25 protein-coding genes, 4 pseudogenes and 2 riboswitches are annotated in these 26,861 nt (G+C 41.5%); of the genes and pseudogenes, 2 read left to right on the forward strand and 27 right to left on the reverse strand.

Features of this window, described 5'->3' with window-relative positions; all coding sequences use genetic code 11:
• Nucleotides 1–3: 3 nt before the first annotated feature.
• The 16 genes and pseudogenes from cobA to RGF10_RS22660 all read right to left on the reverse strand — a co-directional run bounded on the left by cobA (nucleotide 4) and on the right by RGF10_RS22660 (nucleotide 16,660).
• A complete protein-coding gene (gene cobA / locus RGF10_RS22585) occupies nucleotides 4–780 on the reverse strand; it encodes a uroporphyrinogen-III C-methyltransferase (RefSeq protein ID WP_318505961.1) in 777 nt (258 codons plus the stop codon).
• A 22-nt stretch (nucleotides 781–802) separates the two neighbouring features.
• Nucleotides 803–1,846 (reverse strand): nicotinate-nucleotide--dimethylbenzimidazole phosphoribosyltransferase, encoded by a 1,044-nt coding sequence (gene cobT, locus RGF10_RS22590; protein WP_318505963.1) that lies wholly within the window; start codon nucleotides 1,844–1,846, stop codon nucleotides 803–805.
• Nucleotides 1,843–3,360, reverse strand: a complete 1,518-nt coding sequence (locus tag RGF10_RS22595) for a cobyric acid synthase (RefSeq protein ID WP_318505965.1) — start codon at nucleotides 3,358–3,360, stop codon at nucleotides 1,843–1,845. The genes cobT and RGF10_RS22595 overlap by 4 nt, the downstream gene beginning before the upstream one ends.
• A pseudogene (locus tag RGF10_RS22600) lies at nucleotides 3,353–4,722 on the reverse strand (cobyrinate a,c-diamide synthase). Before RGF10_RS22600 ends, RGF10_RS22595 begins: the two are co-directional and overlap by 8 nt.
• A 93-nt stretch (nucleotides 4,723–4,815) precedes the next feature.
• Entirely contained in the window at nucleotides 4,816–5,952 is a 1,137-nt protein-coding gene (locus tag RGF10_RS22605; RefSeq protein WP_318505966.1) for a cobalt-precorrin 5A hydrolase, read from the reverse strand.
• Nucleotides 5,949–6,725, reverse strand: a complete 777-nt coding sequence (cobM, locus tag RGF10_RS22610; protein WP_318505968.1) for a precorrin-4 C(11)-methyltransferase — start codon at nucleotides 6,723–6,725, stop codon at nucleotides 5,949–5,951. Before cobM ends, RGF10_RS22605 begins: the two co-directional genes overlap by 4 nt.
• 1 nt (nucleotide 6,726) lies before the next feature.
• The gene (cobI, locus tag RGF10_RS22615) at nucleotides 6,727–7,428 is read right to left on the reverse strand and encodes a precorrin-2 C(20)-methyltransferase (protein WP_318505970.1); all 702 of its coding nucleotides are present in this window, start codon (nucleotides 7,426–7,428) and stop codon (nucleotides 6,727–6,729) included.
• Nucleotide 7,429: 1 nt separating this feature from the next.
• Nucleotides 7,430–8,625: pseudogene (gene cbiE, locus RGF10_RS22620) on the reverse strand (precorrin-6y C5,15-methyltransferase (decarboxylating) subunit CbiE).
• Nucleotides 8,600–9,739 (reverse strand): cobalt-precorrin-5B (C(1))-methyltransferase, encoded by a 1,140-nt coding sequence (locus RGF10_RS22625; protein WP_318509656.1) that lies wholly within the window; start codon nucleotides 9,737–9,739, stop codon nucleotides 8,600–8,602. The pseudogene cbiE and the gene RGF10_RS22625 overlap by 26 nt, the downstream one beginning before the upstream one ends.
• Before the next feature lie 150 nt (nucleotides 9,740–9,889).
• Nucleotides 9,890–10,537: a precorrin-8X methylmutase gene (locus tag RGF10_RS22630; protein WP_318505971.1), complete on the reverse strand. Its 648-nt coding sequence runs from the start codon at nucleotides 10,535–10,537 to the stop codon at nucleotides 9,890–9,892.
• Between the two features lie 14 nt (nucleotides 10,538–10,551).
• Nucleotides 10,552–11,339 (reverse strand): annotated as a pseudogene (gene cobK, locus RGF10_RS22635) (precorrin-6A reductase).
• Nucleotides 11,336–12,319, reverse strand: coding sequence for a sirohydrochlorin chelatase (locus RGF10_RS22640; protein ID WP_318505973.1), 984 nt, complete (start codon nucleotides 12,317–12,319; stop codon nucleotides 11,336–11,338). Before RGF10_RS22640 ends, cobK begins: the two are co-directional and overlap by 4 nt.
• Before the next feature lie 39 nt (nucleotides 12,320–12,358).
• A pseudogene (gene cobJ / locus RGF10_RS22645) lies at nucleotides 12,359–13,967 on the reverse strand (precorrin-3B C(17)-methyltransferase).
• Nucleotides 13,968–14,333: 366 nt separating this feature from the next.
• A riboswitch (cobalamin riboswitch) is annotated at nucleotides 14,334–14,526 on the reverse strand.
• A 158-nt stretch (nucleotides 14,527–14,684) separates the two neighbouring features.
• Nucleotides 14,685–14,893: riboswitch (cobalamin riboswitch) on the reverse strand.
• A gap of 80 nt (nucleotides 14,894–14,973) precedes the next feature.
• Complete coding sequence (locus tag RGF10_RS22650; RefSeq protein WP_318505975.1) at nucleotides 14,974–15,450, reverse strand: DUF3147 family protein; 477 nt, start codon at nucleotides 15,448–15,450, stop codon at nucleotides 14,974–14,976.
• 14 nt (nucleotides 15,451–15,464) lie between these two features.
• Nucleotides 15,465–15,830: a DUF3147 family protein gene (locus RGF10_RS22655; protein WP_318505976.1), complete on the reverse strand. Its 366-nt coding sequence runs from the start codon at nucleotides 15,828–15,830 to the stop codon at nucleotides 15,465–15,467.
• Nucleotides 15,830–16,660, reverse strand: coding sequence for a formate/nitrite transporter family protein (locus RGF10_RS22660; RefSeq protein WP_318505978.1), 831 nt, complete (start codon nucleotides 16,658–16,660; stop codon nucleotides 15,830–15,832). Before RGF10_RS22660 ends, RGF10_RS22655 begins: the two co-directional genes overlap by 1 nt.
• A 313-nt stretch (nucleotides 16,661–16,973) precedes the next feature.
• Between RGF10_RS22660 and RGF10_RS22665 the strand changes: the two genes are divergently transcribed.
• Nucleotides 16,974–17,906, forward strand: coding sequence for a DMT family transporter (locus tag RGF10_RS22665; RefSeq protein WP_412176659.1), 933 nt, complete (start codon nucleotides 16,974–16,976; stop codon nucleotides 17,904–17,906).
• Between the two features lie 47 nt (nucleotides 17,907–17,953).
• On the opposite strand, the gene RGF10_RS22670 is transcribed toward RGF10_RS22665, so the two are convergent.
• A complete protein-coding gene (locus RGF10_RS22670) occupies nucleotides 17,954–18,388 on the reverse strand; it encodes a hypothetical protein (RefSeq protein ID WP_318509660.1) in 435 nt (144 codons plus the stop codon).
• Nucleotides 18,358–18,948, reverse strand: a complete 591-nt coding sequence (gene phaQ / locus RGF10_RS22675; protein WP_318505980.1) for a poly-beta-hydroxybutyrate-responsive repressor — start codon at nucleotides 18,946–18,948, stop codon at nucleotides 18,358–18,360. The genes RGF10_RS22670 and phaQ overlap by 31 nt, the downstream gene beginning before the upstream one ends.
• Before the next feature lie 250 nt (nucleotides 18,949–19,198).
• On the opposite strand from phaQ, the gene RGF10_RS22680 reads away from it, so the two are divergent.
• Complete coding sequence (locus RGF10_RS22680; protein WP_318505981.1) at nucleotides 19,199–19,897, forward strand: alpha/beta fold hydrolase; 699 nt, start codon at nucleotides 19,199–19,201, stop codon at nucleotides 19,895–19,897.
• 60 nt (nucleotides 19,898–19,957) lie between these two features.
• On the opposite strand, the gene RGF10_RS22685 is transcribed toward RGF10_RS22680, so the two are convergent.
• The 9 genes from RGF10_RS22685 to RGF10_RS22725 form a co-directional block, all read right to left on the reverse strand.
• Nucleotides 19,958–20,533: a polyhydroxyalkanoate biosynthesis repressor PhaR gene (locus RGF10_RS22685; protein ID WP_318505983.1), complete on the reverse strand. Its 576-nt coding sequence runs from the start codon at nucleotides 20,531–20,533 to the stop codon at nucleotides 19,958–19,960.
• 12 nt (nucleotides 20,534–20,545) lie between these two features.
• The gene (locus RGF10_RS22690; RefSeq protein ID WP_318509662.1) at nucleotides 20,546–21,172 is read right to left on the reverse strand and encodes a hypothetical protein; all 627 of its coding nucleotides are present in this window, start codon (nucleotides 21,170–21,172) and stop codon (nucleotides 20,546–20,548) included.
• Between the two features lie 367 nt (nucleotides 21,173–21,539).
• Complete coding sequence (locus RGF10_RS22695) at nucleotides 21,540–22,493, reverse strand: magnesium transporter CorA family protein (RefSeq protein ID WP_318505984.1); 954 nt, start codon at nucleotides 22,491–22,493, stop codon at nucleotides 21,540–21,542.
• Between the two features lie 407 nt (nucleotides 22,494–22,900).
• Nucleotides 22,901–23,170: a hypothetical protein gene (locus RGF10_RS22700; RefSeq protein ID WP_318505986.1), complete on the reverse strand. Its 270-nt coding sequence runs from the start codon at nucleotides 23,168–23,170 to the stop codon at nucleotides 22,901–22,903.
• Between the two features lie 125 nt (nucleotides 23,171–23,295).
• A complete protein-coding gene (locus RGF10_RS22705) occupies nucleotides 23,296–23,871 on the reverse strand; it encodes a ferric reductase-like transmembrane domain-containing protein (protein WP_318505988.1) in 576 nt (191 codons plus the stop codon).
• Nucleotides 23,864–24,787 (reverse strand): FAD:protein FMN transferase, encoded by a 924-nt coding sequence (locus RGF10_RS22710; RefSeq protein WP_318505990.1) that lies wholly within the window; start codon nucleotides 24,785–24,787, stop codon nucleotides 23,864–23,866. Before RGF10_RS22710 ends, RGF10_RS22705 begins: the two co-directional genes overlap by 8 nt.
• 13 nt (nucleotides 24,788–24,800) lie before the next feature.
• Nucleotides 24,801–25,202 carry a hypothetical protein gene (locus tag RGF10_RS22715; RefSeq protein ID WP_318505992.1) on the reverse strand — a complete coding sequence of 134 codons (402 nt, stop codon included), beginning with the start codon at nucleotides 25,200–25,202 and terminating at the stop codon, nucleotides 24,801–24,803.
• A gap of 158 nt (nucleotides 25,203–25,360) precedes the next feature.
• A complete protein-coding gene (locus RGF10_RS22720) occupies nucleotides 25,361–26,029 on the reverse strand; it encodes an amino acid permease (RefSeq protein ID WP_318505994.1) in 669 nt (222 codons plus the stop codon).
• On the reverse strand, nucleotides 25,977–26,804 hold the full coding sequence (locus RGF10_RS22725) for an amino acid permease (protein ID WP_318505996.1): 828 nt from the start codon (nucleotides 26,802–26,804) through the stop codon (nucleotides 25,977–25,979). The genes RGF10_RS22720 and RGF10_RS22725 overlap by 53 nt, the downstream gene beginning before the upstream one ends.
• Nucleotides 26,805–26,861: the final 57 nt, after the last annotated feature.

The following is a 26,861-nucleotide window of genomic DNA, read 5'->3' on the forward strand; positions in this document are numbered from 1 at the left end:
AATTTACTTAGCCACAGCTTCGCCTGCTAATTCGCCTTCAAACCACGCAAGCTTTTCGCGTAACGAAACAACCTCTCCAACCAGAATAATTGCTGGATGTTTGATTTCTGCTGCCGCTGCAACTTTTTCAATTGTCGCTAACGTACCTGTTACGGTCTTCTGGCGATGTGTCGTGCCCCACTGAATGATCGCGACTGGGGTTTCTTGATTTTTCCCATGAGATATAAGCTGCTCGCAAATATAATGAAGATTGCCAATTCCCATATAAAAAGCAATCGTATCTATCCCCGTTGCGAGGGCGTGCCAGTTGATATTATCTTCATTTTTATCAGCACGGTTATGGCCAGTGACTACCGCAAAGGTAGATGCGAAATCGCGATGTGTCACCAGAATTCCGGCATATGCAGGTGCAGCAATCCCCGATGTAATCCCCGGAACGATTTCATATGGAATTCCTTGCCTCACCAACACTTCGGCTTCTTCACCAACCCGACCAAAAACGCAAGGATCCCCGCCTTTTAAGCGAGTAACAATCTTGCCTGCCTGGGCATGCTCTATCAACAGCTCATGAATTTTGTCCTGAATCACCTCATGCTTACCTGGGAGCTTACCGACAAATATCAGCTCTGCATCCTGTTTCGCATACGATAATAATTGTTCATTTACAAGTCGGTCATAAAGAACCACATCCGCTTTTTGAATGCATTCCATCCCGTAAACCGTGATGAGCTTCGGATCACCAGGACCTGCTCCAACTAAAAAAACCTTCCCCTTCGTCATTGACACTTTCACTCCTGATCGTTTATTCTTTCCCTGATATTCCAGCAGAAGAGAAGGTTGCCATCTCTTTCACCATTAAAACTGCGGATTGTAAAATTGGAAAGGCTACAGCCGCTCCTGTTCCTTCACCCAAACGAAAGCCTAAATCAAGCAAAGGCTTTTTCCCAAGCATATTTATCGCTACGTTATGACCAATTTCAACAGAACGATGGCCAACAATCATATAACCGCACGCATGCGGATTGATGGCAGCAGCCAATAACCCAGATACCGTACAAATAAAGCCGTCTAATAAAATTGGGATCCGATTTGCAGCAGCAGCTAGCATCGCCCCGGTCATGGCGGCAATTTCCAAACCACCAACCTTTGCTAATACGTCAATCGCATCATTGCGGTCTGGCTGACGTGCCTCGATTGCCTGCTTGATGACGGATTGTTTATGTTTGACTTGGTCTGAATCAAGTCCCGTGCCACTTCCAACTAGCTCTGTAATGTCACGACCACTTAACACCGCTAAGATCGCACTACTTGGCGTCGTGTTGCCAATCCCCATTTCACCAACAATTAAGCATTTAGCTCCTTGTTCGAACATTTTTTGCGCACGTTCATAGCCCACTTGAAGTGCTTGTTCTGCTTCTGCGCGAGTCATTGCATCCTCAACCATGAAATTCCCAGTTCCGTAGCGCACTTTTTTTACTATAACGTCTTCAGCATTCAAATCTGATGCAACACCGACATCGACAATTTCAAACTTCGCTCCAATTTGGCGGCTAAATACATTAATCCCAGCGCCCCCATTCAGAAAGTTGTACACCATTTGTGCTGTTACTTCTTGCGGAAATGCTGATACACCTTCCTTAACAATGCCATGATCAGCAGCAAATACAATCACCGCTGGCGGTGTAACTGTTGGAAAATCCTCTCCGGTAATTTCCCCTAATTGAATCGCGATTTCTTCTAATACTCCAAGGCTGCCAGGTGGCTTTGTTAATGTATCAATATACGCGGCGACCTCTGTGCCTTTTTCTTTGTTGACTGGTTTAATTGCTGTTATTAGATCTATCATTTTACTAATCTCCTTTGCCCAAACTCTAGCATTTTTTCTTCGATAAAATCTAGCTTAACGTGGGCCCTTACGTGGTCAGCCAGACGATCAAACGCTTCCTCGCGCATTTGATTGAAGGACACACGATTGAAGAGCGGGTCTAACCCTTTCTCCTCGCGAATGTGGTTGATAAGCATCGTGCGAAGCTCATCATTATGAAAAACCCCGTGAAAATAAGTTCCAATGACCGTTTCTTCTTTATTTTTACAGCCATCCGTTCCGGTTTCCGTTATGATTAGGGATTTGGCGTCTTCAGCAAGAATCGAGCTGCCCATATGAATCTCGTAACCTTGTACATTCAATATTTTACCACAAAAGGATAATTCACCCTCAGAAAGAACCGTTGTTTTTTCCTGCGTGATTGTCGTTGCAACTGGTAATAGACCAAGCCCCTCCGAATATTGTTCGAGGGATTCGACACCATATGGATCTGCAATCGATTGTCCCAGCATTTGATAACCGCCACAAATTCCGAAAACCTTCGTTTGCTTCTTATTATGTAAATGAATAATTTTTTCGGCTAGACCGCTATCCTGTAAAAACCGAAAATCGTCAATTGTATTTTTACTTCCCGGTAAAATAATCAAATCGGGTTCCTTTAGCTGCTCAGCCCCTGTAATAAAGCGGACATGGCAATCAGGCTCTACAAAAAATGGATCGACATCAGTGAAATTCGATATCTTAGGATATTGAATTACAGCAATATCAATTTCTTTGTCCTGATTTTGCACCGAGCTGTATTGGTTTAATATCACTGAATCCTCTGCATCGATATTTAGGTTAGGTAAATATGGAATAACCCCTAGTACAGGCTTGCCAGTATATTCTTCAAACCAGTCAAGACCTGACTGTAGCAACTTAATGTCACCACGAAATTTATTAATGATTACACCAATGACTCGGTCGCGATCCTCTGGCTCCATCAGCTGCAAGGTGCCAACTAAACTAGCAAATACCCCACCTTTTTCAATATCACCGATTAGAATGACAGGCGCATTGGCAAGTCGCGCGACTCGCATATTAACGAGCTCGCGATCATTTAAGTTCACTTCAGCCGGACTGCCCGCTCCCTCAATCACCATTCGCTCATTCTCATCAGTCAATCGCTCAAGCGCCTCACCAATTAATTTTAACCCGGTAGGAAAAAAATCCCGACGATACGCTCCTGCTTCCATATTTTTAAACGGCTTGCCATGAAGAACAATTTGCGCCTGATTGCCACGGTTTGGCTTTAATAAAATTGGATTCATGTCTGTCGTCGCTTGCACACCAGCTGCTTCTGCCTGCACCCCCTGCGCCCGACCGATTTCCTTTCCATCGACGGTAATATAGGAGTTTAATGCCATGTTTTGCGACTTAAACGGAACGGTTTTATAGCCATCCTGAGCAAAGATACGGCAGAAGGCGGTGACAATTACACTTTTTCCGGCATCAGAATGGGTGCCCTGAAACATAATCGGAAGAGCCTTAGACATGTACTTTAATCTCCTTACATTGGGAAATCCAATTTTCAACCATTTCTGGGCAAGATCCAAAATGGAAATGAGTATAACCGGCAATCAGGTTGTCGCTTAAATAACCCTCTTGCTTTGTACCGCGCATTCCTTTTGTAAAATAAGCCGGTGTAATGGCAGTACGTGGCTTGAAGGTTGAATAATGAAATTCATGTCCCTTTGCCGCTAAACTTCCTTTTAATAAAAAGTTAGCGTCCAAACCAGTGATTTCGCGATAGCCCAGTGCCGCTAATTTCTTTTGCATTTTAACGGAACCGGAATGATGCCAACCATCTCGTACTTGCGTTCGTCTGTTGTTTCAATCGATTCAGTTAAGAACATAAATCCGCCGCACTCAGCAAGTGTCGGTAATCCACCGGCAATCGCATTGGAAATCGATTGCTTGACCTTCACTTGCGCCGCCAATTCCTCTGCAAATTCCTCTGGAAATCCTCCACCAAGGTACAAGCCTTGTACGTTTTCAGGGACGGTCTCCCCAACTAACGGTGAAAACGGAACGAGCTCAGCCCCATACGCTTCAAGCATTTCTAGGTTTTCTTCATAGTAAAAGTTAAACGCTGCATCCTTAGCAATCGCGATTCGGACCGATGGCTGCTCCCGCTTTGTGAAACGACTTCGGGCGATTTCCAGACGCGGTGCTTCCGCTAATTCATATAAACGATCAACATCCACAGTTTCAAGGACCGATTGCGCAACCTTTTCAAAAAATGAATTAAGCTCTCCTCGTTCAACGGAAGGCACTAAGCCTAAGTGCCGCTCGGGAATCGCAAGCTCCTCATCCCGTTTTAAATAGCCAACAACTGGAATGCCGCACTCCTGTTCAATCGCTGTTTTAACTATATTAAAATGTCCTTGGCTACCAATTCGATTGGCAATGACAGCTACGATATTGGATTGCGGCTCAAAGCTTTGAAACCCCTTCACGATCGCTGCGGCACTCCGAGCCATGCTCGCACAATTCACAATTAGCACGACTGGGCTTTTCGTGATTATACTAATCTCCGCTGTTGTCCCAGAATTATTGGTTGGATCCTTCCCATCAAAAAAGCCCATTACACCTTCGATAATCGAAATATCTGTATCGCGACTTCCTCGCTCGATAATTTCTTTGACCAATTCATGATCTAACATCCAGCTATCGACATTACGCGATGGCCTTCCTGTAACAGCGGTATGATAGGTTGGATCAATGTAGTCGGGACCACACTTAAAGCCTTGAACAGTGTAGCCTTTCTTTTTAAACGCAGCCATCAGGCCGATTGTCATCGTTGTCTTCCCAACGCCGCTTCCTGTTCCGGCAATCACTAGTCTTCGATTTGACATGCTAGCTCCTCCTTCCTTTCCTTTTTGTTTGTGTGGTCATTTCGGCTACTTTCGACTTCTGTTTTGGTTACATGAACACCGCACACACTAAATTCACCCCAAAAATGGGATCACTCCAACAGAAATCGTCACATTGCCCGATTTTTTCTTCACCAGCTCTAACTGATCAGCACCGCTATAGAGTAGAGCGGCTGGCTCGCTGACACCATAGGCTCCTGTATATTTAAACACTGTGGCCGATGGCTCCTGGCACGTTATAGTATTTAATTGTTCGGGAGAATAATAGACAAACTCCCAGCCGTGTTTATCAACTACTTCAAGCAATCCTTGCTCATCCTTTTTCAAATCGATTGTGCAAATAGCTTTCACACTTTTCTTTGAAAAATTGAGTTCAGCCAACGTTTCATCGATTACCGATTCAATTTCTGCAGCTGCTGTCCCACGATTGCAGCCAATTCCTAAAGCCAGCACCTTCGGACGATATAAAACGCCATTGTTTAAAATGTCCAATTCAGCACCCTGCAGAATTCGATGCGTAATCACCAAGGCTGCAGAATGTGAAGCAACGGCTAAAGCAGCACCAACCGTAGAATAGACAGTAAAATGGTCTGGGAGCGCTCGCTGATAATCCCACCACTGCTTTTCCCCTGATTCCTGGACAATCGCAACCGGCTCTTCGTTAACAACAGCAGCGCTTACTGGCGTTAGATTTTCCGCTGATTCCCAAACCCAACCGAATCGTTTCCCAAATAAATCTACGGGAATCGTTTGCTGCACATCAGAAGCCGTCGTGATTACTGGATGTGCCCCTAAAGCAGCCGCCACCTCATGGGTCAATTCATTTGCCCCACCAAGATGGCCCGATAACACACTGATGACATGCTCACCTTTGTCATCAATGACGACCACCGCTGGGTCGGACTTCTTATCCTTTAACAGCGGCGCAATCATCCTCACGACTGCGCCAAGCGAAACGATAATGATTAGACCACGATACGCAGGAAACAGCGCAGGGAAAAGGAGGCGAACACTTCCTTCAAACGTCTGAATCCCACGCACTTCTTCATCACCCTTGGCATGCTTGGACATATAAAAAATATCAGCATTCCCAAATGTGTGTCCCAGATTTCGTGCAAGCTCCACACCATGCTTCGTAATCGCAACAACGGCATAATCACTATGTTCACGAACGGAAATCGCCGGAATCACATTCTCCTCTAAGGAAATCATTTCACATCGACCTTTCGGCGGTAGCCATGGGTAAAATGTTTATCATATAGCTTTGAACGATAGTCCTTATTATGAATATTCTCATCAAGTGCCCAGCCGGCGAGTATCATCGCTTGACTGCGAATGCCATTCTTACGCAAATCTTCATCTAGATTTTTAACGGACGTCCGAATGATTTTCTGGTCCGGCCACGTCGCTTTATACACAACCACTACCGGTGTCTCTTCACTCCAGCCAGCTTCAATTAACTCCTTCACTACCTTTTTCGTTAAAGTTGCACTTAAGAATAAGGCGATCGTACATTGATGAGTGGCTAAATCGCGAAGCTTTTCCAGTTCTGGAACAGGCGTCCGCCCCTCAGCACGTGTCAATATAACTGTTTGCGTCAAATCAGGAATCGTCAATTCAGCTTCCGCAGCGGCTGCAGATGCAAACACTGAGCTAACACCTGGAATAATTTCAACCGCGATTCCGGCTTTTTTAACAAGTGCGATTTGCTCCATAATCGCCCCATACATCGCCGGATCGCCCGTATGAACGCGAACAACCTTCTGCCCTTGTTGGATTTTTTCAACCATAATTCCAACCATTTCTTCCAAATGCATCCCGGCTGTTTTCAAGATTTCAGCTGATGGCTTGGCTTTTCGTACCAGCTCTTCACTAACTAGCGAATCGGCATATAAGACGACGTCCGCCTCCTGCAACAGCTTTAAGCCCTTCACCGTAATCAAATCCGGGTCGCCAGCTCCTGCCCCTATTATGTATAACTTCATCTTATTTTCTCACCACCATTAATGATAAATATTCCAAATCTACACCCTCAAGCTCCGACGCCTTCCAAATGATCTCCTCATCAGAAGTAACCTTCGTCACAACCGAAGCCTTCTCAAGTAAATCAAGCTCTTTTAATAACCCAAGCATCGAATCAATGACCTTTGCTACTTTGATAAAAATAATGCAGTCATGGTCTTGTATTACTTTTTTCATCGTCTCAGCATCGGCCTGTGCCGGTACAATCGCAACTTTCTCATCGCCATCCGCAAGCGGCAGCCCTAATCTTGCCGCAGCACCATTAATAGAAGAAATTCCAGGTACGACCTCAATCGGTACCTCTGGATAACGCTCCTGCATTAAACGCATCATATGAATGAAGGTGCTATAAAGCATTGGATCTCCTTCTGTCACAAAAGCGACGTCCTTCCCCTCTTGAAGCTTTTCCCACACACTCTCAACTGTTTCATTCCATCTTTTATCCAAAACCTCTTGGTCTTTCGTCATTGGAAAGACGAGACCAATTAGTTCTTTTTCGTGAGGCTGAAAGTAACAATCAATGATTTTTTGCGCATAGCTTTTACTGCCGCGCTGTTTTTTCGGATAAGCAATGACCGCAGCTTCCTTTAATTTTCGAAACGCTTTGACCGTAATTAATTCTGGGTCACCAGGACCGACCCCGAGACCATATAATGTTCCTAGCATTCTATTCCCCTTCCTCACGCTCTGCAGCAATGATGTAGATTGGATTTAATGATTCAAATCTTGTTAAATTCAATATCGGCTGACTTCTGGAGATTTGTACTAACGTAATGTCCGTTTTATAGCCTCGTTCCTTAAACAAAGCAACGGCCTCAGCCAAATTTTCTATCGTCACCGCATTTAAGACGATTCGTCCGTTTTCGCGTAAACGGCTGCAGCACACATCAAGGATGTCAGCCATACCACCGCCAGTCCCACCAATAAAGACCGCATCTGGAGCTGGGAAATCCGCCAAACCATCAGGTGCTTTACCATGTTTGACAGTGGCATCAACGCGGAACTTTGCCAGATTTTCGCGGCAGTTTTCTAAATCGGCCTCGTTCTTTTCAATCGCAAAGACCTTTCCTTCACGTGCAATCCTGCCCGCTTCAATCGCAACAGAACCCGTACATGTACCAATATCCCAAACAATGCTGTCTTTCTTTAATCTCAATGCACTAATGCTTAATGTTCGTACTTCTTTTTTTGTAATTAAGCCCTTTAACGGCTTTCGTTGTATAAACTGCTCATCGTCAATTCCTAGTGGCCAGACTGGTCCTTCCCCAATTTTTTTTAAAATCACCACATTAAGCGGAGAGAACTCGGTATCCAGCATTTCCTCTAATTGAAACCAGCGGCAATGCTCTGCCTCTCCACCAAGATTTTCAGCTACAAACGCTTCATATTCTATCATGCCAAATGATAATAAATAGTTTGCAAGTTTGTTTGGTGTATTTTCAACATCCGTTAAAATCGCAACCTTCTCCTTGCAGTCGATTCGCTGAGCGAGCCCCTTCATGCTTCGCCCATGCACACTCGTCAAATAAGCATCGTGCCATCTCTCGCCCATTCTGGCAAACGCAAGCTGAATCGAGCTGACAGCCGGGTAAATCTCGATCGGCACCTTGCTTGCTAGGAAACTGCCAATCCCGTAAAATAACGGATCTCCAGAAGCTAGAATCACAACATTTCGCTCCTCGGTTTGCAATCTTTCAACTAATGAGGTTAATCCTCCCTCAATCGCGACCTTTTCCCCACGTAGTCTGGAAAAAAGCTAAGATGCCGTTTTCCACCAATTAACACATCACTTTGATCAATCCAATTTTCATAGAGCGGCATTAGCCCTTGCTTGCCATCATCGCCGATTCCAATCATCTTCATTGATTTCCCCACTGCGGACCGCCTCCCCTAAAAATTCTCCCTTAAGTGTATATAGCGTCATGCTCACTTCGATTCCACCGCCAACCTCTTTTAATGCCTCACTACAGCAATACTCGCACAGCTTTGCAAAAAAAGAATGAATTTCAGCAGCAACCATCATATCGCCAACCTGTGAAGCGGTATTGGCTCCAATGATTTTTTCATAATACTCCACTGGCGCCCCTGCTTCCGCTGCAATTTTTGCTAAAAAAGAAAAATCAACCTCTGCACTTTTCGAGTGAACCATCATTACACCTTGGGCAACCTTTGAAAATTTCCCCATCATCCCAACCATTGAAACACGTTTTAAGCCAACCCGTTTACACTGTTTTAGTGTAAACCCAACAAAATCACCCATCTCAATAAATGCCTCTTCAGGAAGGTGAGGGTACTTCTGCATCGCATACTTTTCGCTACGCCCACCTGTTGTGATGACGACATGCTCGCATCCACTGGCCCGTGCGACATTCAACGCTTGGACGATGCTTGCTTTATAGGCTGACGTCGAAAATGGGACGACAATTCCACGCGTCCCTAAAATCGAAATTCCACCCAATATCCCTAAGCGGCCATTCAGTGTTTTTTTCGCAATTTCCACACCATCTGGTACAGAAATCACGATTTGCACACCTTTTTCAATGGCAAACTCCTGAAGCACTTGTTCTGCGGTTTCCGCAATCTTTTGCCGTGGTACAGGATTGATGGCCGCTTCGCCTACCTGAATGGGCAGACCCTCTTTCGTCACTCGACCAACGCCAATCCCACCATCCAAGCTAATTCCAGGTTGGTTGGTCCACGTAACCGTTGCAATGATTTCAGCACCGTGTGTGGCATCGGGATCATCGCCGCCGTCTTTAATCACAGTTGCCGAGACCTTTTCATTGGCGCTGATTTCACAGCCTTCAATTTGAAAGGTTGCGAATCGGCCAACAGGTAGATAAATTGTTGTTTCTGTTTGCGGCTCGTTTGTGATTAATGCTATAAGCGCTGCTTTTGTCGCCGCAGTCGCACAGGCTCCAGTCGTATATCCTTGTCTTAATTTTTTCTGCTGAGGTTTCTCTTGAACTTCGGTCATCGCTTTCGTTGATTCCTCGCTTAGTTCTTTTTTGTTAGATTTGTCTGTTGATTTCCGATGCTCCCGTAGGAGTCTCGTGCCTTCCACTCCAATCAACAGATCACTCAAAAATCAACAACGTTCTTTAACACAGCCATTTATAAAAAATTACTATCTTTGTTCTGCTAATAATGTTAGGGCGTTTAGTGCGGCTACGGTTACGGTGCTTCCGCCTTTTCTGCCAATATTAGTGATAAACGGAATATCGAGTTTCGCTAGCTCTTCCTTTGATTCAGCAGCTGAAACAAAACCAACTGGCAAACCGATGACTAACCCAGGTCTTGCTTCTCCCTCTTTCACGAGACGAATGAGCTCAAGCAGTGCCGTTGGTGCATTTCCAATCGCATAAATACCACCATCGGCTTCATGAATCGCTTTTCTCATCGAAATAATCGCTCGTGTTGTGTTCAAGCGCTTAGCTTCCTCAACAACATCCGCATCTGAAATATAAACCTTAACTTCACCGCCGTATTTTTCAATTCTTGCTTTATTCACTCCACTTTGAATCATTTGCACATCGGCAACGACCTTTTTTCCGCTCCGAATGGCATTAATCCCCGCTTCAATCGCATCACGGTGAAAGACTAGGCTTTTTCCTAATTCAAAATCAGCAGAAGCATGAATCACCCTTTGTGCCACACGGTATTGCTCCGGTGTAAAACCATGCTCCCCTACCTCTTCATCAATCATTTGAAAGCTAACTGATTCGATTTGCTGTGGTTGAACCGTTACCGGTTTAAAATCTGTACGAAAATCCATTGATTCCATCTCCCTTATTTTTTTGTGTCTGATTCCTGCAAAGGAACCACTTCCATCAACGCTGAAAGCACACCCTCAAAGTTTTGATAAACATGGCCATATTCTAGCTTTGGTCGATGAATCATCACCACTTCAATTCCTAACTCTTTGGCAGCAGCCATCTTTTCACCAACCGAGCCGATTTTCCCGCTTTCCTTTGTAATCATCAACGTAACCCCATACTGTTGATAAAGCGCCAAATCAAATTCCTTCGTAAACGGCCCTTGGATCGCGATAATATTCTTTTGCGGAAAACCTAATGATTCACATTTTTCAAGATTATCCAGACGGGGCAGCATCCGCGCGAGCAAACGCACATCTGGATCGGATAGTAATTTTTCAGTAAAAATCTGTAGCGTTTTACTCCCAGTTGTAAGCAAAACGACTCCTTTTTCTCGGCTGCCAGATTGGCTGCCTCAACATAGCTCTCCACAACCGTCAGTTTTTCATATTGATAGTCTTGCGATTCTCGTTCATAGCGAATATAGGGAACACCAGCCTGCTCTGCAGCCTGAATTGCATTCCGCGATGCTTCCTCAGCGAACGGGTGACTCCCATCAACAACTGCATGTATGCCTTGTTCAACAATTAAACTCGCCATCTCTGAAGATGTTAATCTTCCAATCTTTACTGCAAGTCCAGCCGCTTTAAGTTCCATTGCTGCATTGTCGGTAACCACTGTAGTCAAAAGCTCGTAACCTGCTCCATTGATTTTTCTAGCAAGTGCACGAGCGTCACTTGTACCAGCTAAGACGAGAATCATCGTACAACATCAGCCTTTTCTTGATGGTCGTGATGATGTTCGTGGCTATGGTCATGTTCGTGGTGGTGATGATGCTCATGATCATGATGGTGATGTGCATGCCCGTGGTCATGATCATGGTGATGATGGTGATGTGCATGCCCGTGGTCATGATCATGGTGATGATGGTGATCGATGTGCTCCATTGCCTCAATTCGATAAATACACGTATCACAATTCATCTTTACTTCATCCTGCAAAGCCTCATTCACACGGTCTAATAGAATACTTTCTAATTTTGGATGAAAGCCAAAATAGCCAGCCAGCTTGAACTCAACCTCAGGATATTTTGCTTTAAACTCCTCAAGCATGTTAATCAAACGTTTGATTAGAATTCCGGTAAATAAAAAGTAAGGTAAAATCATTACTTTTTTCGCTCCGAGTTTAATACACCGCTCAATACCAGCATCGACTAGTGGATCTGTAACTCCCATGAACGCCGCTTCAACAAGCTGGTAATTTGTCTTCTCCCAAAATAACCGCGCCATTTTATACAAATCACTATTGGCATCAGGGTCACTACCACCGCGCCCTAATAGGAGAACTGCACTGTCTTGCTCAGGCCTGTTCACATCTTCCCCTATTTCTTCTAATCTTGTTTTTAAAATCGATATGTTTTCCTCATGGATCCCAATTGGACGACCGTACGTAAGTTGAATATGCGGATATTTGGCGCGCGCTTCGTCGATTGCTGCAGGGATATGAATCTTCGAATGACCTGCTGGAAGGAGCATAATTGGAATCACAACGATGTGACTCGCTCCTTTTTGCACACATTGATCAATCCCTTGTGGGACAGTAGGTAATTCAAATTCCAAAAAACACGTTTCAACTAACAAAGACTGGTCTATACGTCCCTTCATCTTCTGGATAAATTGGCGGACTTGATCATTTCCTTCTGGATCTCTACTTCCATGCCCTACAAATAAAATCGACTTCATAATACTTCCTCCCCTTTGTCCATTAGTCTAATGCTGCTGTTAATCTCCACATAATGCAGGTTGTATCGCCAGCTTCGGCGTAATATCGATATGTACAAAGCCTTGTACTTGTTTTACACGCTTAAAGTATTTAAAAAAGCGCTCATTCGGATAGCCATTCTCTTTATAGTCGTGAATGATTCCTTCAATGATGCCAATGATTTCGTCTGGCTGAATCCCTTCGGCAACAATTTGCCCTGGATGACCAGTACGACCAACCGTTTTTCCCCTAAAAACAAATCAAATGCGCCAGAGCGATAGACAATGCCGATATCTTCACGAACTGCACCATAACAAGCCATACCACAGCCATTGAAACCGAGCTTTAGCTCCTTCGGAAGGGTAAGACCTCCGAGCCGCTTCTGCAATTCTTCCGCAAAAGGAATGCTTTCCTTTTTATCGCCGTCACAAAAATCACAAGCTTTTATCGTCAACACATCACCGACTGGCGCAAGCATGAACCCAGCCTCTGATAATTGGTTCGTAATCGCATCAGGATTTGATGTTGGGATTTGCAGCTTTAACTGATGGTCCTGTGTATACTCCAGTACGCCATGTTCACCAACGACTTCCGCAAGTAACAGCATTTGCTGTGCGGTAAATTTCTTATTTGCTACACCAGGGCTTACGGCTAGTTCAAAAATCGATTCAGCCACATGCTGCACTTGAGTTGGTTGCACGTCACCCTTGTCCCCATTCGCCAGTTGCATGGCCATTTCTGCTAAATCCCTGAATGAGAGCTCATCTTTTTTTCAGTTTGAACCTGAGTAATTGGATTCACCTGATCTAACGCCCAAGGCTCTGCTTCTTTTTGCAGGCGCTGATGTAGCTTTAACGGTTGTTCTGATTGATTTAATGTATACTTCCGTTGATATCCGCGCGGTGTGATCATTAAATCTTGATATAAAAAGGTGGATGAATTCCCGACAATAACTGTCGTTAACATCCCAATTTCATGATTTAGCATTTCTTCTAAATTTGTGACCACCACCTGCTCCCGATCACGGTAAGCACTTTTCACCAAACCAACTGGAGTTTCAGGGGAACGGTACTTCAGCAGAATTTTTTGTGCCTCCGCTATTTGTCGCGTTCTTCTCCCACTTTTGGGATTATAAAAGGCAATAATAAAGTCCGTTTTGGCTGCAGCTTCAATTCTGCTTTCAATCAAATTCCATGGTGTCAAATGATCACTCAAGCTGATGGTACAAGCATCATGCATCACTGGTGCTCCTAACAGGGAAGCACATGAATTGATCGCAGAAATGCCCGGAACAATTTCAACCTCGACACCGGTTTCTTTGTTCCAGCCCTTCTCGATTAACACTTCATAAATAAGACCAGCCATTCCATACACACCGGCATCTCCACTCGAGATAACCGCGACTTTATTGCCTCGTTCTGCTTGCTTTACTGCTTCTTGTGCCCGACTTACTTCCTCGGTCATTCCTGTGCTGATAATTTCCTGATCCGTTATCAGTCCTTCGATTAAATCCACATATGTTTTGTAGCCGATCACCATATTACTTTCTTGAATGGCCTCTCTCGCTCTATCCGTGACATGTTCAAAGCTTCCTGGACCAAATCCAATAACGAGTAGTTTTCCTTTCATTTTTATTCCTCCTTTTCCATTTCAATGGCTTAGCAAAGCCTTTCCATACTATTCATCTTGAAGTGCTATTCTTAATCACAAGACTGTGTTAAATTTGTCTGTTGATTTCCGTTCCAGGTGCTCCCTTTCCGCGGGGAGTCCGGGAGCCTCCTCGGCGTTTTACGCCTGTGGGGTCTCCCGCGACACCTTCTCCCGCAGGAGTCTCGCACCTTCCACTCCAATCAACAGAGTGTACTAAAAATCAACATCGTTCTTTAACACAGCCAATCACAAAAAAACACCCCTACGAAGAGGGGTGCGTAAAAAATACATAATAAAGCTAGATCATGCATTCAACACACTTCCACCCATAGTCCCGTAGGTAAATAGAAGTATCTAGGTAAAGGCAGGTCTCCTGACTTTGGTTCATGGTTCCATTGCGTCTTCCCAATTGTTCTTTAGTGACATCCTTGCAATGGAGCTCCCCTATACAGTGGCGGGTACCGTGACGGATTTGTCTACCGTTCTTCCCTTTTCACACAAACCATTTTGTTTGTGCACCTTTTCCTAAATAGTTTATTTAGTTTTTGTCGTAATTTTTGTGACGTTGTAAATCTGCGAGTGAAACCATAAAAAAATCCGTCCAGCTAAGTTGGACGGATTGGATAAAACGAATGAAAACGCAAAAGGACAGGCCTTTATCTGCAAACGTCTCACATTCTCCATCCCCGAAGAAGCTGAAAGCGAATCAATTAAGATAGGTCTCCTGACTTGTGTATCTACCTACTTGAGGACCTTCCCGTACATCATATTTACTTTTTATTAATAAAAAGTATACTTGTACAGTGGCACTCCTCGTTCGTCCACACTAACAGTTGCGGGGGCAGTTTTGGTCTTACACCAAATTCCCTATTAAGCCTAACGGCGCCTTAATCAACAATTAAACTATTAAATTATGAATATCTGCACCATTAAAAGGTGACTAACAACCATATTATCTTAATATTCTTCATCTTTCAACAAAAATTTAAACCAGGACATGCTTTAACGAAGTGGGGACAGTCCCCCACTTCGTTAAAGCAAAAAAGATCTGAAGCCAGCCCAAGCTGGTTTCAGATCTTTTTTGTATGATGAAGCGGCTTCTTATTTCGCGAAAATTTAATTTTTCCCTAATTTGTGCAATCGCAATCGAGCTCCCTAGCCAGAAGAATAAGCCTAAAATAATGCTTAACATCCAATCTTTGCTCAACTGCAAAACGAGCAGGACTGTTGTTACACATACAACCCCACCAATCATCCCAAACACGGAACCATTGGCAATTTTCCCAGCTTTTTTTGAACCCGAAGCTATTCCAACCATTAAGACTGCCGTGAGCATAACGGCAGGAAACGCTGCAAAAATCCCTGCAAGTATTTTCCAAGGTGATAAAACCGTGACTAAGTAGCTAACCATAACAGCCGTGCCGCCTAAGATAAAACGAATAAATAAGTCCTGTTTATTCATGATTTCCACCTTTTTTAGAATGCATAGGATGTCACAAAAACAACTGCAATCGAAACAGCAAACCAACATATAAGCGTCTGAACAAGACCCAGCTTCCAACCATGTTTCGGTAATAGATAACCAGCGATAATCGCAATCAGGATATTAATACTCATCCCAATAATAGCTCCTTTTGATAATATGACCGATTGGCTGATTAACTCTTGCCCATTAAAATCTAAGCGAGTAGTCAAAATAGCGGCTAAATAGACTGCAGGAAATGCAGCAAAGATTCCCCCTGTCTTTTCACCTAGCTTCTTAGCGACAATCGTTGCGACTAGGACGGCAGTTCCACCTAACAGAAAACGAATTAGTGCTGCAGCTACTGAAATTTCTGCCACTACATTCCGCCTCTTTTCATTAATGTCAGATTAGGAGAAGCTTGAGAAAGCTCATTTTTCACAATATTTTTCTTATAAGCATGGTAATATGCAACCGCAACAAACACAGAACCGCCAACCGCATTACCTAAGAATACTGGAACAAAGTTATGAAGATATTCTAGCCATGTAAAGTGCCCTGCAAAAATTGCAGCGGGAATCACAAACATATTTGCGACAACGTGTTGAAAGCCGATGGCAACAAAGGTCATGGTTGGAAACCAAATCCCAAGTATCTTCCCCGTCATATCCTCTGAACCGTAAGATAGCCAAACTGCAGCTGCGACCAGCCAGTTACAGCCTATTCCTGAAAAGAAAGCTTGGATAAAACTTGCCTCCAGCTTATGTTCAGCAATACTAACTGTTTTTTCTAAAAACATATCCGTTTCAGTTAAGCCAACAATATGACCAAAAACGTAGGCAACAAAGAGCGCCCCAATGAAATTACTAACAGTAATAATAGTCCAATTGACTAAAAGCTGCTTTACCGTTATTTTTCGTGCTAACCATGCTAAGGGAACAGCCATCATATTTCCTGTTAACAGCTCTCCACCAGCAATTAAGGTTAAAATAAGGCCAATTGGAAACAACGCTGCCCCTAAAATCGAGCTAATCCCAGCGATTTCTCCAGTAAGTGGTGCTGTAACACGAATAAACAACAAATAGCCCAAAGAAATAAATGCACCTGCCTGGAACCCTAGTATTATAGACTTTAACAAGGAATACTGTGTTTTCTTCTTCCCGTTTTCGACTGTAATATTAGCGATTTGTTCCGGCTTAAAAAAAGCCATGAGTATCAGTTCCTTTCACGAACGATGGTTATAATTGCAAGATAATAAAATGTGAAATACGTCACACGATTCTTATACCCTATATATTTTAACTCATCTTGTTTCACATACATGTGAACGTTTTTCAACTGTTTTTATAACGCTTACATTACTAACATCAAACAAAAACCTCATAGTATATTCCTCCAAAGTCTTACATCGTTTACTAAATCAATTTTGTAGAATAATACATTTTGATATCAATGGAAACAGATTTCCTTTATAATGGTCTATATTTAAGAGTCTGATTATTCTATTGGAAGAAGTGGAAACATTGACTGGAAGGAATAAAAAATTTATTTATTTAACCTTAGTTTTAGTAATGGCTGCCTGGGGATTGAACGTAATTGCAACAAAGTTAATTGTTTCCGCCTTTATGCCCGTAACAATAACAGCGTTTCGGATTTTTACTGCGGGTGTTTGTGTATTTGTTATTCTTGCTTTTATGAAAAAAATTCGTAAACCGACCAAACGAGAGCTTCGTTTTATTCTGATTGGAGCTATCTTTAATGTCGTTATTCATCATTACTTTTTATCAATTGGACTTAAACAAACTTCCGCATCCAATGGCGGACTGATACTCGGTTTAGGACCTTTGTTAACAACCTTACTAGCTATTCTATTTTTGGGGACCTCTGTCACAATGGCCCGAATTGTTAGTGTGGTTCTCGGCTTTTGTGGTGTGATAATGGTTGTCTTAAAAGATGGTAGCATAAGTGGAATTTCGATTGGGGACATATATGTATTTTTATCGATCCTATCACAGGCGATAAGCTTTATTTTTATTAGCAAAATCTCTAGATCGTTAGATCCGCGCTTAATGACAGGCTATATGCTGTTAATCGGTTCATTCTTGTTATTTGTAATTAGCTTAGTGAAGGAACCGCATGGTTTAAATGGGTTAGCCCAGGGGAGCGTCCATGTGTGGCTTGTGTTTTTTGCTTCAGCGTTTTTTGCCACCGCAGTTGGTCACATGGTTTATAACTTTGCAGTTGGACAAATCGGAGCGGCTGAAACTTCTGTTTTCATCAACTTAAATCCGCTTTTTGCATTAATCAGCGCAGTCGTTTTTCTCCATGAGAAAGTAGTTTTAATGCAAGTCATCGGCTTTGGCTTCATCATCGCTGGCGTTTTGGTTGGCTCAGACCTGTGGGTTGAACTGATTAAAAATGCTCGTCAGCGAAAAAATAAACAAATAAGTGCCTAGCACCAGTACGTTACCTTTATACGTACCAGGGTGCTAGGCACCTTTTTTTATTTCGTGTTTAAGAGAACCTTCATGCTTTCTTCAAAACGATTAACAAATTGTTTTTGACTAGTACGAGCTAACTTTACATATTCATTTGTGACTCTTTGCCAGCCATTGCGTGTTTCACGAGAATAATCAACAAATTGCTCGCTCTTTTCTTCAATACTCTTCTCCAAGCGATCAAATAACCCAAACGTTGATTTAATTGGTGTTAAAGCAAGCCCCTCAATGCGGGTTGATACATCATTTAATTGATTCGTAAATTCTCCACTGTTTGTTTCATTGGCATTAGGAAAGTTATTCGAGATTTCTTTAACGATTTCATTGTTCGTTTTCTTCGACTCATTATATAAGCTTGTTAACGATTTTCTAAATTCTTGGTTTAATTTAATAACTTCCTTGACTGATTTTAGAAGCGCATCTTCTCGTTCTTCCCAAATTGTCTTGACCGTTCTAACGTTTGTTCATACTGGTCCCAAACTGTATCAACTAATAAATCCGCTGGATTTGTAAATTCATTCGTTTCGGCCTTTTTTTGAGTAGCTTTTAGTACTACTTGTTCACTCTTCTTCGGATTCATTCTTTTTCTCCCCTTGTCCGCATTTTTTTCTCTATTGGATCCTTCGCTAATAAATGAAGGGATATAGAGCTCAAGAAAGCTGGAATACATGTTAAAAAATTGGTCTAGCATCGATTGGTAGCTCTCTAATTGGTTAGCATAGCCCTTCAAATACGTTACCCCTACGTCCGTAATTGTGTATCTTCGTTTTGCAGGACCCGCACCCGTTGTATCCCATTCCGATTGAACAAGATTTTCCTTCTCTAGTTGCCGTAGTAGTCGATATAAATTCCCTTGGTCAATCGAATGAAAGCCGAATGCTTGGAGCTTTTGGCTTAATTCGTACCCATGGAGTGACATCTTGCTGAGTAGTAATAAGATAAATGGCATCACAAAGTTTTTTGATGGCTGAATGGATTGAGTTTCATTATTCTTTGCCAAGTGCTTTCCACCTCCACTTGTCTATATATGTATTTTACACTTAAGGGTAATTTTCTGTCAATTCTACATATATATAAATTATAAATATTGTTAAAATTGATTACGAATCCTGCGGGATGGGAATAAGGTGTAATATAAACAAGTTGGAGGGATTAATACATGGTAAATTACACAATTAGTAATTCCAGGAATTCCTTATTTACGCCTTGGAGCTGGTGAGCCATTAATCCTTATTCATGGTTTAGGTGAAATGAAAGAAGGATGGCACAATCAGTTTGAGCTATCAGATCAATTTGATTTGATTATTCCTGATTTACGCGGACATGGTGATCATAAAAGTACAATTGGCATCTCAATCCAGAATTTCGCAGCGGATATCGTTCAGTTACTTCAAGAACTCAATATTGAAACCGCTCACATATGTGGCCTATCCTTAGGCGGCCTAGTCGCCCAGGAAATTTATCGCCAAGCATCACATGTCTGTCGATCATTGATGCTAGTCAGTACGTTCCACTATATGCCGAGACAAATTGGAAATTTACTCTATAAATTACGCAAACTCAGAGCCAGCTCGCTTTCGACAGAAGCTCATCAAAAATTAGCCGCTCGTGTTTGTTTGTATTCATGGAGTGAAGAAAATTATCAGCATTTTATAAAATATTACCGTCCTGATCAAGAAACGTATATTAAGTCAGTTGAATCAGCCATGAAAGTAAATAATACTTCCTTACTACCTAAAATAAGCATTCCTACGTTGATTATTGGTGGCCAGTACGATTCCGTTACACCAGTTTGGGTCCAATTGTTAATGCACAAACAAATTAGTCATTCTGAATTTGTGATTATGAGAAATACGGGCCATTATGCAAAATTAGAAGCAAAAGAAGCCTTCAATAAGACATTGCGTGATTTTTTGGAAAAACAAACCCGAGAAAAGCCCGCGTGTTGAACGAAATAGAGGATGACGTACTTTAGTTAACACAAAAGTACGTCATCCTCTATTTTATCGTTAACTATTTGCTTGATTGCTGGATCCTCCTGCCACTACCGCTTCCTTTTGTTCCCCTTTATCAATTAAGGTCTTAAGCATTTCAAATTCTTCTTTAAATGTATTTAATTGAATCAATTCCTTTTTCATTTCTACTAAATCTGATTGTAAATCCTTTGTTTCAGCGAGTTGCTTTTTCGTTTTAATTAGTTCAGATTTTAATTGCTTCGTAAGTTTAATGATTTCTTTCGAAACATCTATCACACTTTCAATATCCTTGTTCGAGGATTGGACAGCCTCGCTCAATCCCCATAGCTGTTCCTCAAGTGAGTCTAGTTTTTCATCTGTTTGATTTTCACGATTGACCAATTTTTCAAGGTCACTTTTTGTTGGAATATTAAGCATGCTTGCAAATAATTCTTGATTTTTTCTTATAAGCTGAAGAGACTTTGTTTGCGAGTCCATGCCTGTCTTTGCAATTGTCTCTATCTCCCCATTATTTTTTATAGTAGATAGATAAAGGTTTAATTGTTTCTCCCAGAGCTCTGTGATTTTATTTAGTACATCATATGTATCATGTAAACTTTGGCTTGGCATTCCTAGCCCTCCTTAAAAGTTATATTTTCGTAAATTCCCAGACTTCTCCATATATTTTTGTAATGGAAACATAGCTGTTTTAAATTGCTTTTCAAGCATGTCAAAAAATAATTTTTGATTTCCATAAAGGATGGAGGCGATCTGCTTCATCTTTTCAATGTATTGCTCTCTGCCTTTTTTTCGGAGCTCAACCATTTGCTCTGTCGCCTGTATATATTTCCCAACCGCATTTGTGCTCGTTAATGCATTGATTGGCGTTAAGGCGATGTTCGTTAATTTATTATGAATTTCATCGAAGACAAGATTAATATCGTGATAAGACTTTTTTGGGAAAAGCTGTTTGATGGTTGTCGTGGTCATTAGGAGTTCCTCACGAGCGGTTCCCTCCCATTCCTGAAGCTCTCGATTAAACTGTTCAGTAATGGCTTTCATATTTTCAGTGCCCTGATTAACCCGTTCTACATACTTCTTAGCCGCATTTAGCAATACTTGATCATAGTGATCTGCTAACTCCGACCATGAATCTAGCTCCTGAAATGCACTTTTCCATAGAAGCTCCATACTAGAGAATTGTCCATCATGTGGAAAGGTAGAATGGTTTTGTCCAATAGCACTATCAGCATTATTTTGATAAATCATCAAATCTCTCTCCTCCTTGCTATCTATTAAGTTGATTTATACCAAAATGGAATCGTATTCTATCAATTATCTATTGTCCATTTTTTCAAAACATTTACGCAACTTAAATTATTATCACAAGAGATGGCTTTGTAAACCTCTGTTTGTCGACAAATATCTGCAATTTTACACCGGTCATTCAAGCTCCTTCATTAGAAATCCACTAAGATACGGATTTTAACTTCAATGAAATGAACGAATAAAGCCGAACATTGTCGACAGAAATAATCGCTCCTGACCTAACAAAACATCATTCCAACTCTCCTTTTATAAAACAAAAGCGCTAGCACAGTCGAGGATCTTTCCTCATTTTGTGCTAGCGCAATTTTTAAAAGAATTTTTTCTTCCAGAATATAAAAGTAGTAAGTCCAGATAGGAATATAACAAATATTAAAATATAAGAGAACGCGTCATGATTATGTTGGAACGGTAATTCAACATTCATACCAAAAAAACTGGAAACCATTGTTGGCAAGGCTAAAATAATGGTTATAGAGGTTAAAAATTTCATGACAATGTTTAAATTATTAGATATAACAGATGCAAAAGCATCCATCATCCCACTTAAAATACTGCTATAAATTTCGGCCATTTCAATAGCCTGTTGGGTTTCAATAATAACATCTTCTAATAAATCTTTATCCTCTTCATACATTCTCAGATGATTTAATCGTAACAATTTTTCTAAAACAATTTTATTTGATTTTAAAGAAGTAGTAAAATAAACTAAACTTTTTTCCAAAGCTAATAATGCATAGAGCTCTTTATTCTTCATCGACCGATGGAGCCCTCGTTCAATTTCATCTGTCTTTTTATTTATTTGCTTTAAGTATCTTAAATAGTAAGTTGAAATTGAAAACAGAATTTGCAAAGCAAAACGTGTTTTTTTATTTGTAAAAAATCCTTTTATTTTATTATTGTAAAAATCACTCAAAATCGGTGTTTCTTTTAAGGAGACTGTAATAAAACAATCCTCCGTAATAACCATCCCGATTGGAATCGTTTCATAAATTGGCAACCCTGCATCATCATGAGTGATATACGGAAAGTCTACGATAATTAAAACGTTATTGTCTTCGCGTTCAATCCTTGATCTTTCCTCATCGTCCAATGCATCCTTGAAAAAATCAACCGGTATATTGAGCTTATTGGCTACCAAATTTATTTCACTTTCACTTGGCGCCGTTAAATTAATCCAGCAGCCTTTTGTAATGTCATCTAATTTTTCGATCTTTTTTTCCCGTTTGCAACGAAGTATTCGATCATAATAAAACCTCCTCATTAACTTGAGGAAGCAAACATACCTTTTAAAGAGTTGATATTATTGTGATTATCACTCCTGCTAATAAAAAGGATAGATCCGACTTCCTCATTAAGACTACTTGGTTCGGGATCAGGAGAACCATGACTACTCAACAATATCAACTCCCTCTTTTTTGTAATTAAATTATTTGTTAAATCATTCAGTGGCTAGCCCATCGTGACCATTAGCCACTTCCGCTTTTCTTTGTCCAGCTCCAGTGGCTAGAGGCTCGGGGTCATAAGTCAATCCAGTCAGAATGTCAAAGTGCGACCTTCCGTCTGGCTCGCCTTATGCCTGTCGCCTCTGAGCAAGCCACTTCCGCTTTTCTTACCATTCTCTATCTTATACCCTAAATAAAGAAAACTGCAATAAAATATTATTACAGTTTACACATCGATCGGGTCGCGACCATTTAACAGATCTTCAATTTTATTTATTAATTCTTCGATGGTATCGAATGAAAAATCAACCTTCGCAAAGACCTCCTGTAAATTAATAATATACACCGGCTCATCTGCTTGTTTTCTTTCATTGAAATGTGTTGTGGATGTTACAGACCAATCGCCATCAATCCAAATGGCAATTTGCTCAACATTACCGTCCCAGATCATTTCCTTAAATAAATCCTTCGCCTGCAATTTCAGGTCAACTTCCATTTTTACCCCCCGAAGCTACGTTCAATTGAATTATAGACTAACCCAATCAAAAAGAAAAGCACAATGCCCCCCACCAAATTAACGCATTACTCCATAAGGGGACTGTCCCCCGCTACGATAACGTATTAAAGTGACATGGGGTTTTCGCTGGTTTTTCCCATTGATTTGCTTGTTCTTATGATGAATAATCCCCCGACGATGGCACCTGTAATTAAGTAAATGCCAAGAATCCAACTACTTTGTGAGTCCGTACCCATCAAAACTCCATGAAGAAGTGCAAAAAAGAATCCAGGAATCGATAGAAAATGAATCGACTTCCAAAGACGTTTTCCAACTATCTTGATCAAATCTGAGGATACCATGATGATTAATATTATATAAAAAGATATTATTCCCAGTGACACCAAAATAGTATCAGTATTTGAAGCAAACGGAACAAAAATTTCTTTTAGACTAAAATGAACTTCTTGATCAAATAGTAAGACTATACCGTGAAAGCTTCCAAACCATAACCCAAGCCAACCTGCCCATTGATGAACTGACCGAAGGATTAATTTATTCTCGGATGAAACATTTGGAAAGCTTTGATACATACCGATCGCCACAGAAATAAAAAACAAAACATAAGCCGTTAACCCCGCAGCCCTCGTTGAACTCCAAACTGTTAATACCTCTCCTAAACGATCGAAAAATTCAACCATGAATCACCACTCCTTCCTTACAATAATTTTCGATTTCCCCACCCATAACAACCGACCCATTCCCCTTTACGCCTAAATAAGCAAGATCAGGCGCCTTTTGTTCAATCCATACCTTCCCTTGTACTGACCCTAGGATTAAAAGACACTTAGCATAAACCTCCGCGATCGTTAAGTTCGGAGCTAAAACAGTCACTTGAATGAAGTCAGAATCTCCATTTTTCAATGTTCTCGGATCGATTATATGATGGACAGTAGCACCATTTTCATTTAACCAGCGTCTCTTTATCGTGCTACTTGTTGCAATGCCCACATCCATCCCAACACTAAATTCAAAAATATTCAAAGTTGGATCGTTAGGATGAACAATGTTAACTTCCCAAGCCCTATCCGTCCCACCCCAAATGGCTAGGTCTCCACCAGCATCAATTACTCCTCTAGTAACACGTTTACTTCGTAAAAGCTCGGATATTTGTTGTGCTGCCCAGCCTTTGGCAATACCACCCAAGTCAACTTCCACTCCCTCAGTTAGCATAATACTCTTCATTCTTGTATCTATACTGACAGGATGAGGAGCTTTAGGAGTGGCAATTGTTTGACCTGATATTCGTTGTTCTATGCTAATTTTTTCAAAACTTCGATCATATCCTATTTCACACATTGTTTTTCCGATGTACGGGTTGAATATCCCATCTGTTTTATGATAAAACTCATTTGCTGTATTAAGAATTTGAAATAAAAAGTCAGAAGCTAGAAAAGGATTACCTCCCGAACGATTTAGCTGTGACAACTCACTGTCTCTAAGAAATCGACTAAGTTTTCCTTCAGTAAAATGAAACATCGATTCTATCTTTTTAGAGGCTGTATCTGACAGACCATAAGTACTAATTTGAGTATTCATAGCAGAAAATGAATGCATTTTACCCACACTCCTACGATGCTCGTCCACTCACGCGGTTTTCATCTACGCTGCTATTCCCAAACTGCTCTTGGGTAGAGTCACTTCCGTTACTTCCAAACTGGCTTTGATTCGAACTATTATCAAAATCCCCACCCCATCCTGATTGAGAATTTGAACCCTGATCGTGATATCCCCTTCCCCCACTCTGTCCCATTTCACCATTTTGATATCCTTCTCCCCATGACGGATTTTCTTGTGCATATGGGTTTTGCTCTGTATTGTTTCCTTGCTCCTGTTGATTACTATTATTTGAGGCTACCTGTTGCCCGCTAGCGCTAGAACCATTAACCTTTTGTGTCATACCGATAAATCCAGTAAACATTGCCACACTGGAAAATCCAATTACCCATTTCAACACATTATTATTTTTCAATTTTTTCTCCTCCTAATTTTGAACTAACTAATAAGCTAAGAATAACGAGAAAAAATGAACAAATTATGTCTATTGTAGGAATATTAATTTAAATATTTTTAGTATTTCAGTACATTTTTGCAAAGAAAAAATCCACCCAAATGGTGGATTTACTGTTATCACTCATCTTTCTTTTTATCATGGTATGGACCAAGTTCTTCAGATGTCTCTACACCATAATTAGGCTGAAACCCCTTAAGTCTAAATGGAGATTTCCCTTTATCTTTTTCAACTTGTTCATGCCGTTGCTTTCTTGTTTTCATAAAAAAATAACAAAGTGAATAGGTGATTAACAGGAGTAATCCTGCAGCAAGTCCTGCACCTTGCCCACGAACAAGCGGCATACTGAAAATGACCACAACAAGGCTTATCAACGCGAACCAGGAGGTATATGGATAACCAGGTAGCTGACATTTCCCGTTATTAGGGCAACCGTTCCTTTTACGCAATTTAATATGGGAGGCAACGATTATCACGTAGGTAAACAGCAGTGCAAAGCCACCCGAACTTACTAAAAAGGTATACACATTGGCTGGCAACATTAATCCTAGACCTAGTCCAGCAAGCATTGCCGCTCCTGAACATAGTATTCCGCGATATGGAACCCCGCCCCTACCTTTAATAAACGATGGTGCATAGCCTTCATTTGCTAAAGACCAAATCATCCTTCCTAAGCCAAAGGTTGCAGCTAACATTGTTGATAGGATGGCCGATACGAGCACAAAATTTATACTGTTACCGGCCCAGCCTAAACCGTGTCGAGTCAAAGCAGCGACGAAAGGACTCACTTCTTCCAGGAAGCGCAGTGGTCGGAATTAATGGAAGTAACACCGCTACAGCTCCAACATAAAGGGTGATTAGTCCAATCACTGTAAAAATAATCGCGCGTGGCACCGTTTTTTGCGGATCCTTCGTTTCCGAGGCTGCTAGACCAATAATCTCAAATCCAGCATATGTGAATAACACCATTAACATACTTCCTGCGATGCCGCCAATTCCCCCAGCAAATATAGGCTCCCTCGTTAATTCTCCAAAACCTACCTGAGGATTACCAGGAAAAAATCCAACAATAAGGGCCAGTCCGAGAATGATAAAACCAACAATGGCAAGTAGTTTTATTACCGCAAGTCCACTTTCTAGTTTGCTCAGCCGCTCAGCACCCAATAAATTTAACAGTGTCACACCTATAATGATGGCTGCACCAAGCAAACCAACCGATATTCCTGGAAACCAGCTTTTTATTAATATTGAGGCAGCTGTCGCCTCACTTGACATAGCAAGAATTAATCCCGTCCAGTAGACCCAACCAACCACAAACCCTAAACCCGGTCCATACGCTTTACCGGCAAATGTTCGGAACGATCCCGGTGCTGGATCTGCTACTGTCATTTCCGATAAGGAAAAAAGAATGACATAAACGATTGCTCCACCTATTAAGTAGGAAAGAATGACAGAAGGACCAGCAGCGTGAAGGGCTAACGACAAACCGAAAAAAAATGAGCCTCCCACAACTGTCCCTAGTCCCATCATAGTTAAATGCAAAACTGACATTCCTTTTTCCATGGTTGTTTCCTCCCGAGTTCGACTATTTTGTCATAGTATCTGTTTATCCTCGGAAAA

This window comes from Bacillus sp. T3 (assembly GCF_033449965.1).
In the GTDB taxonomy this organism is placed as follows: Bacteria; Bacillota; Bacilli; order Bacillales; family Cytobacillaceae; genus Bacillus_BU.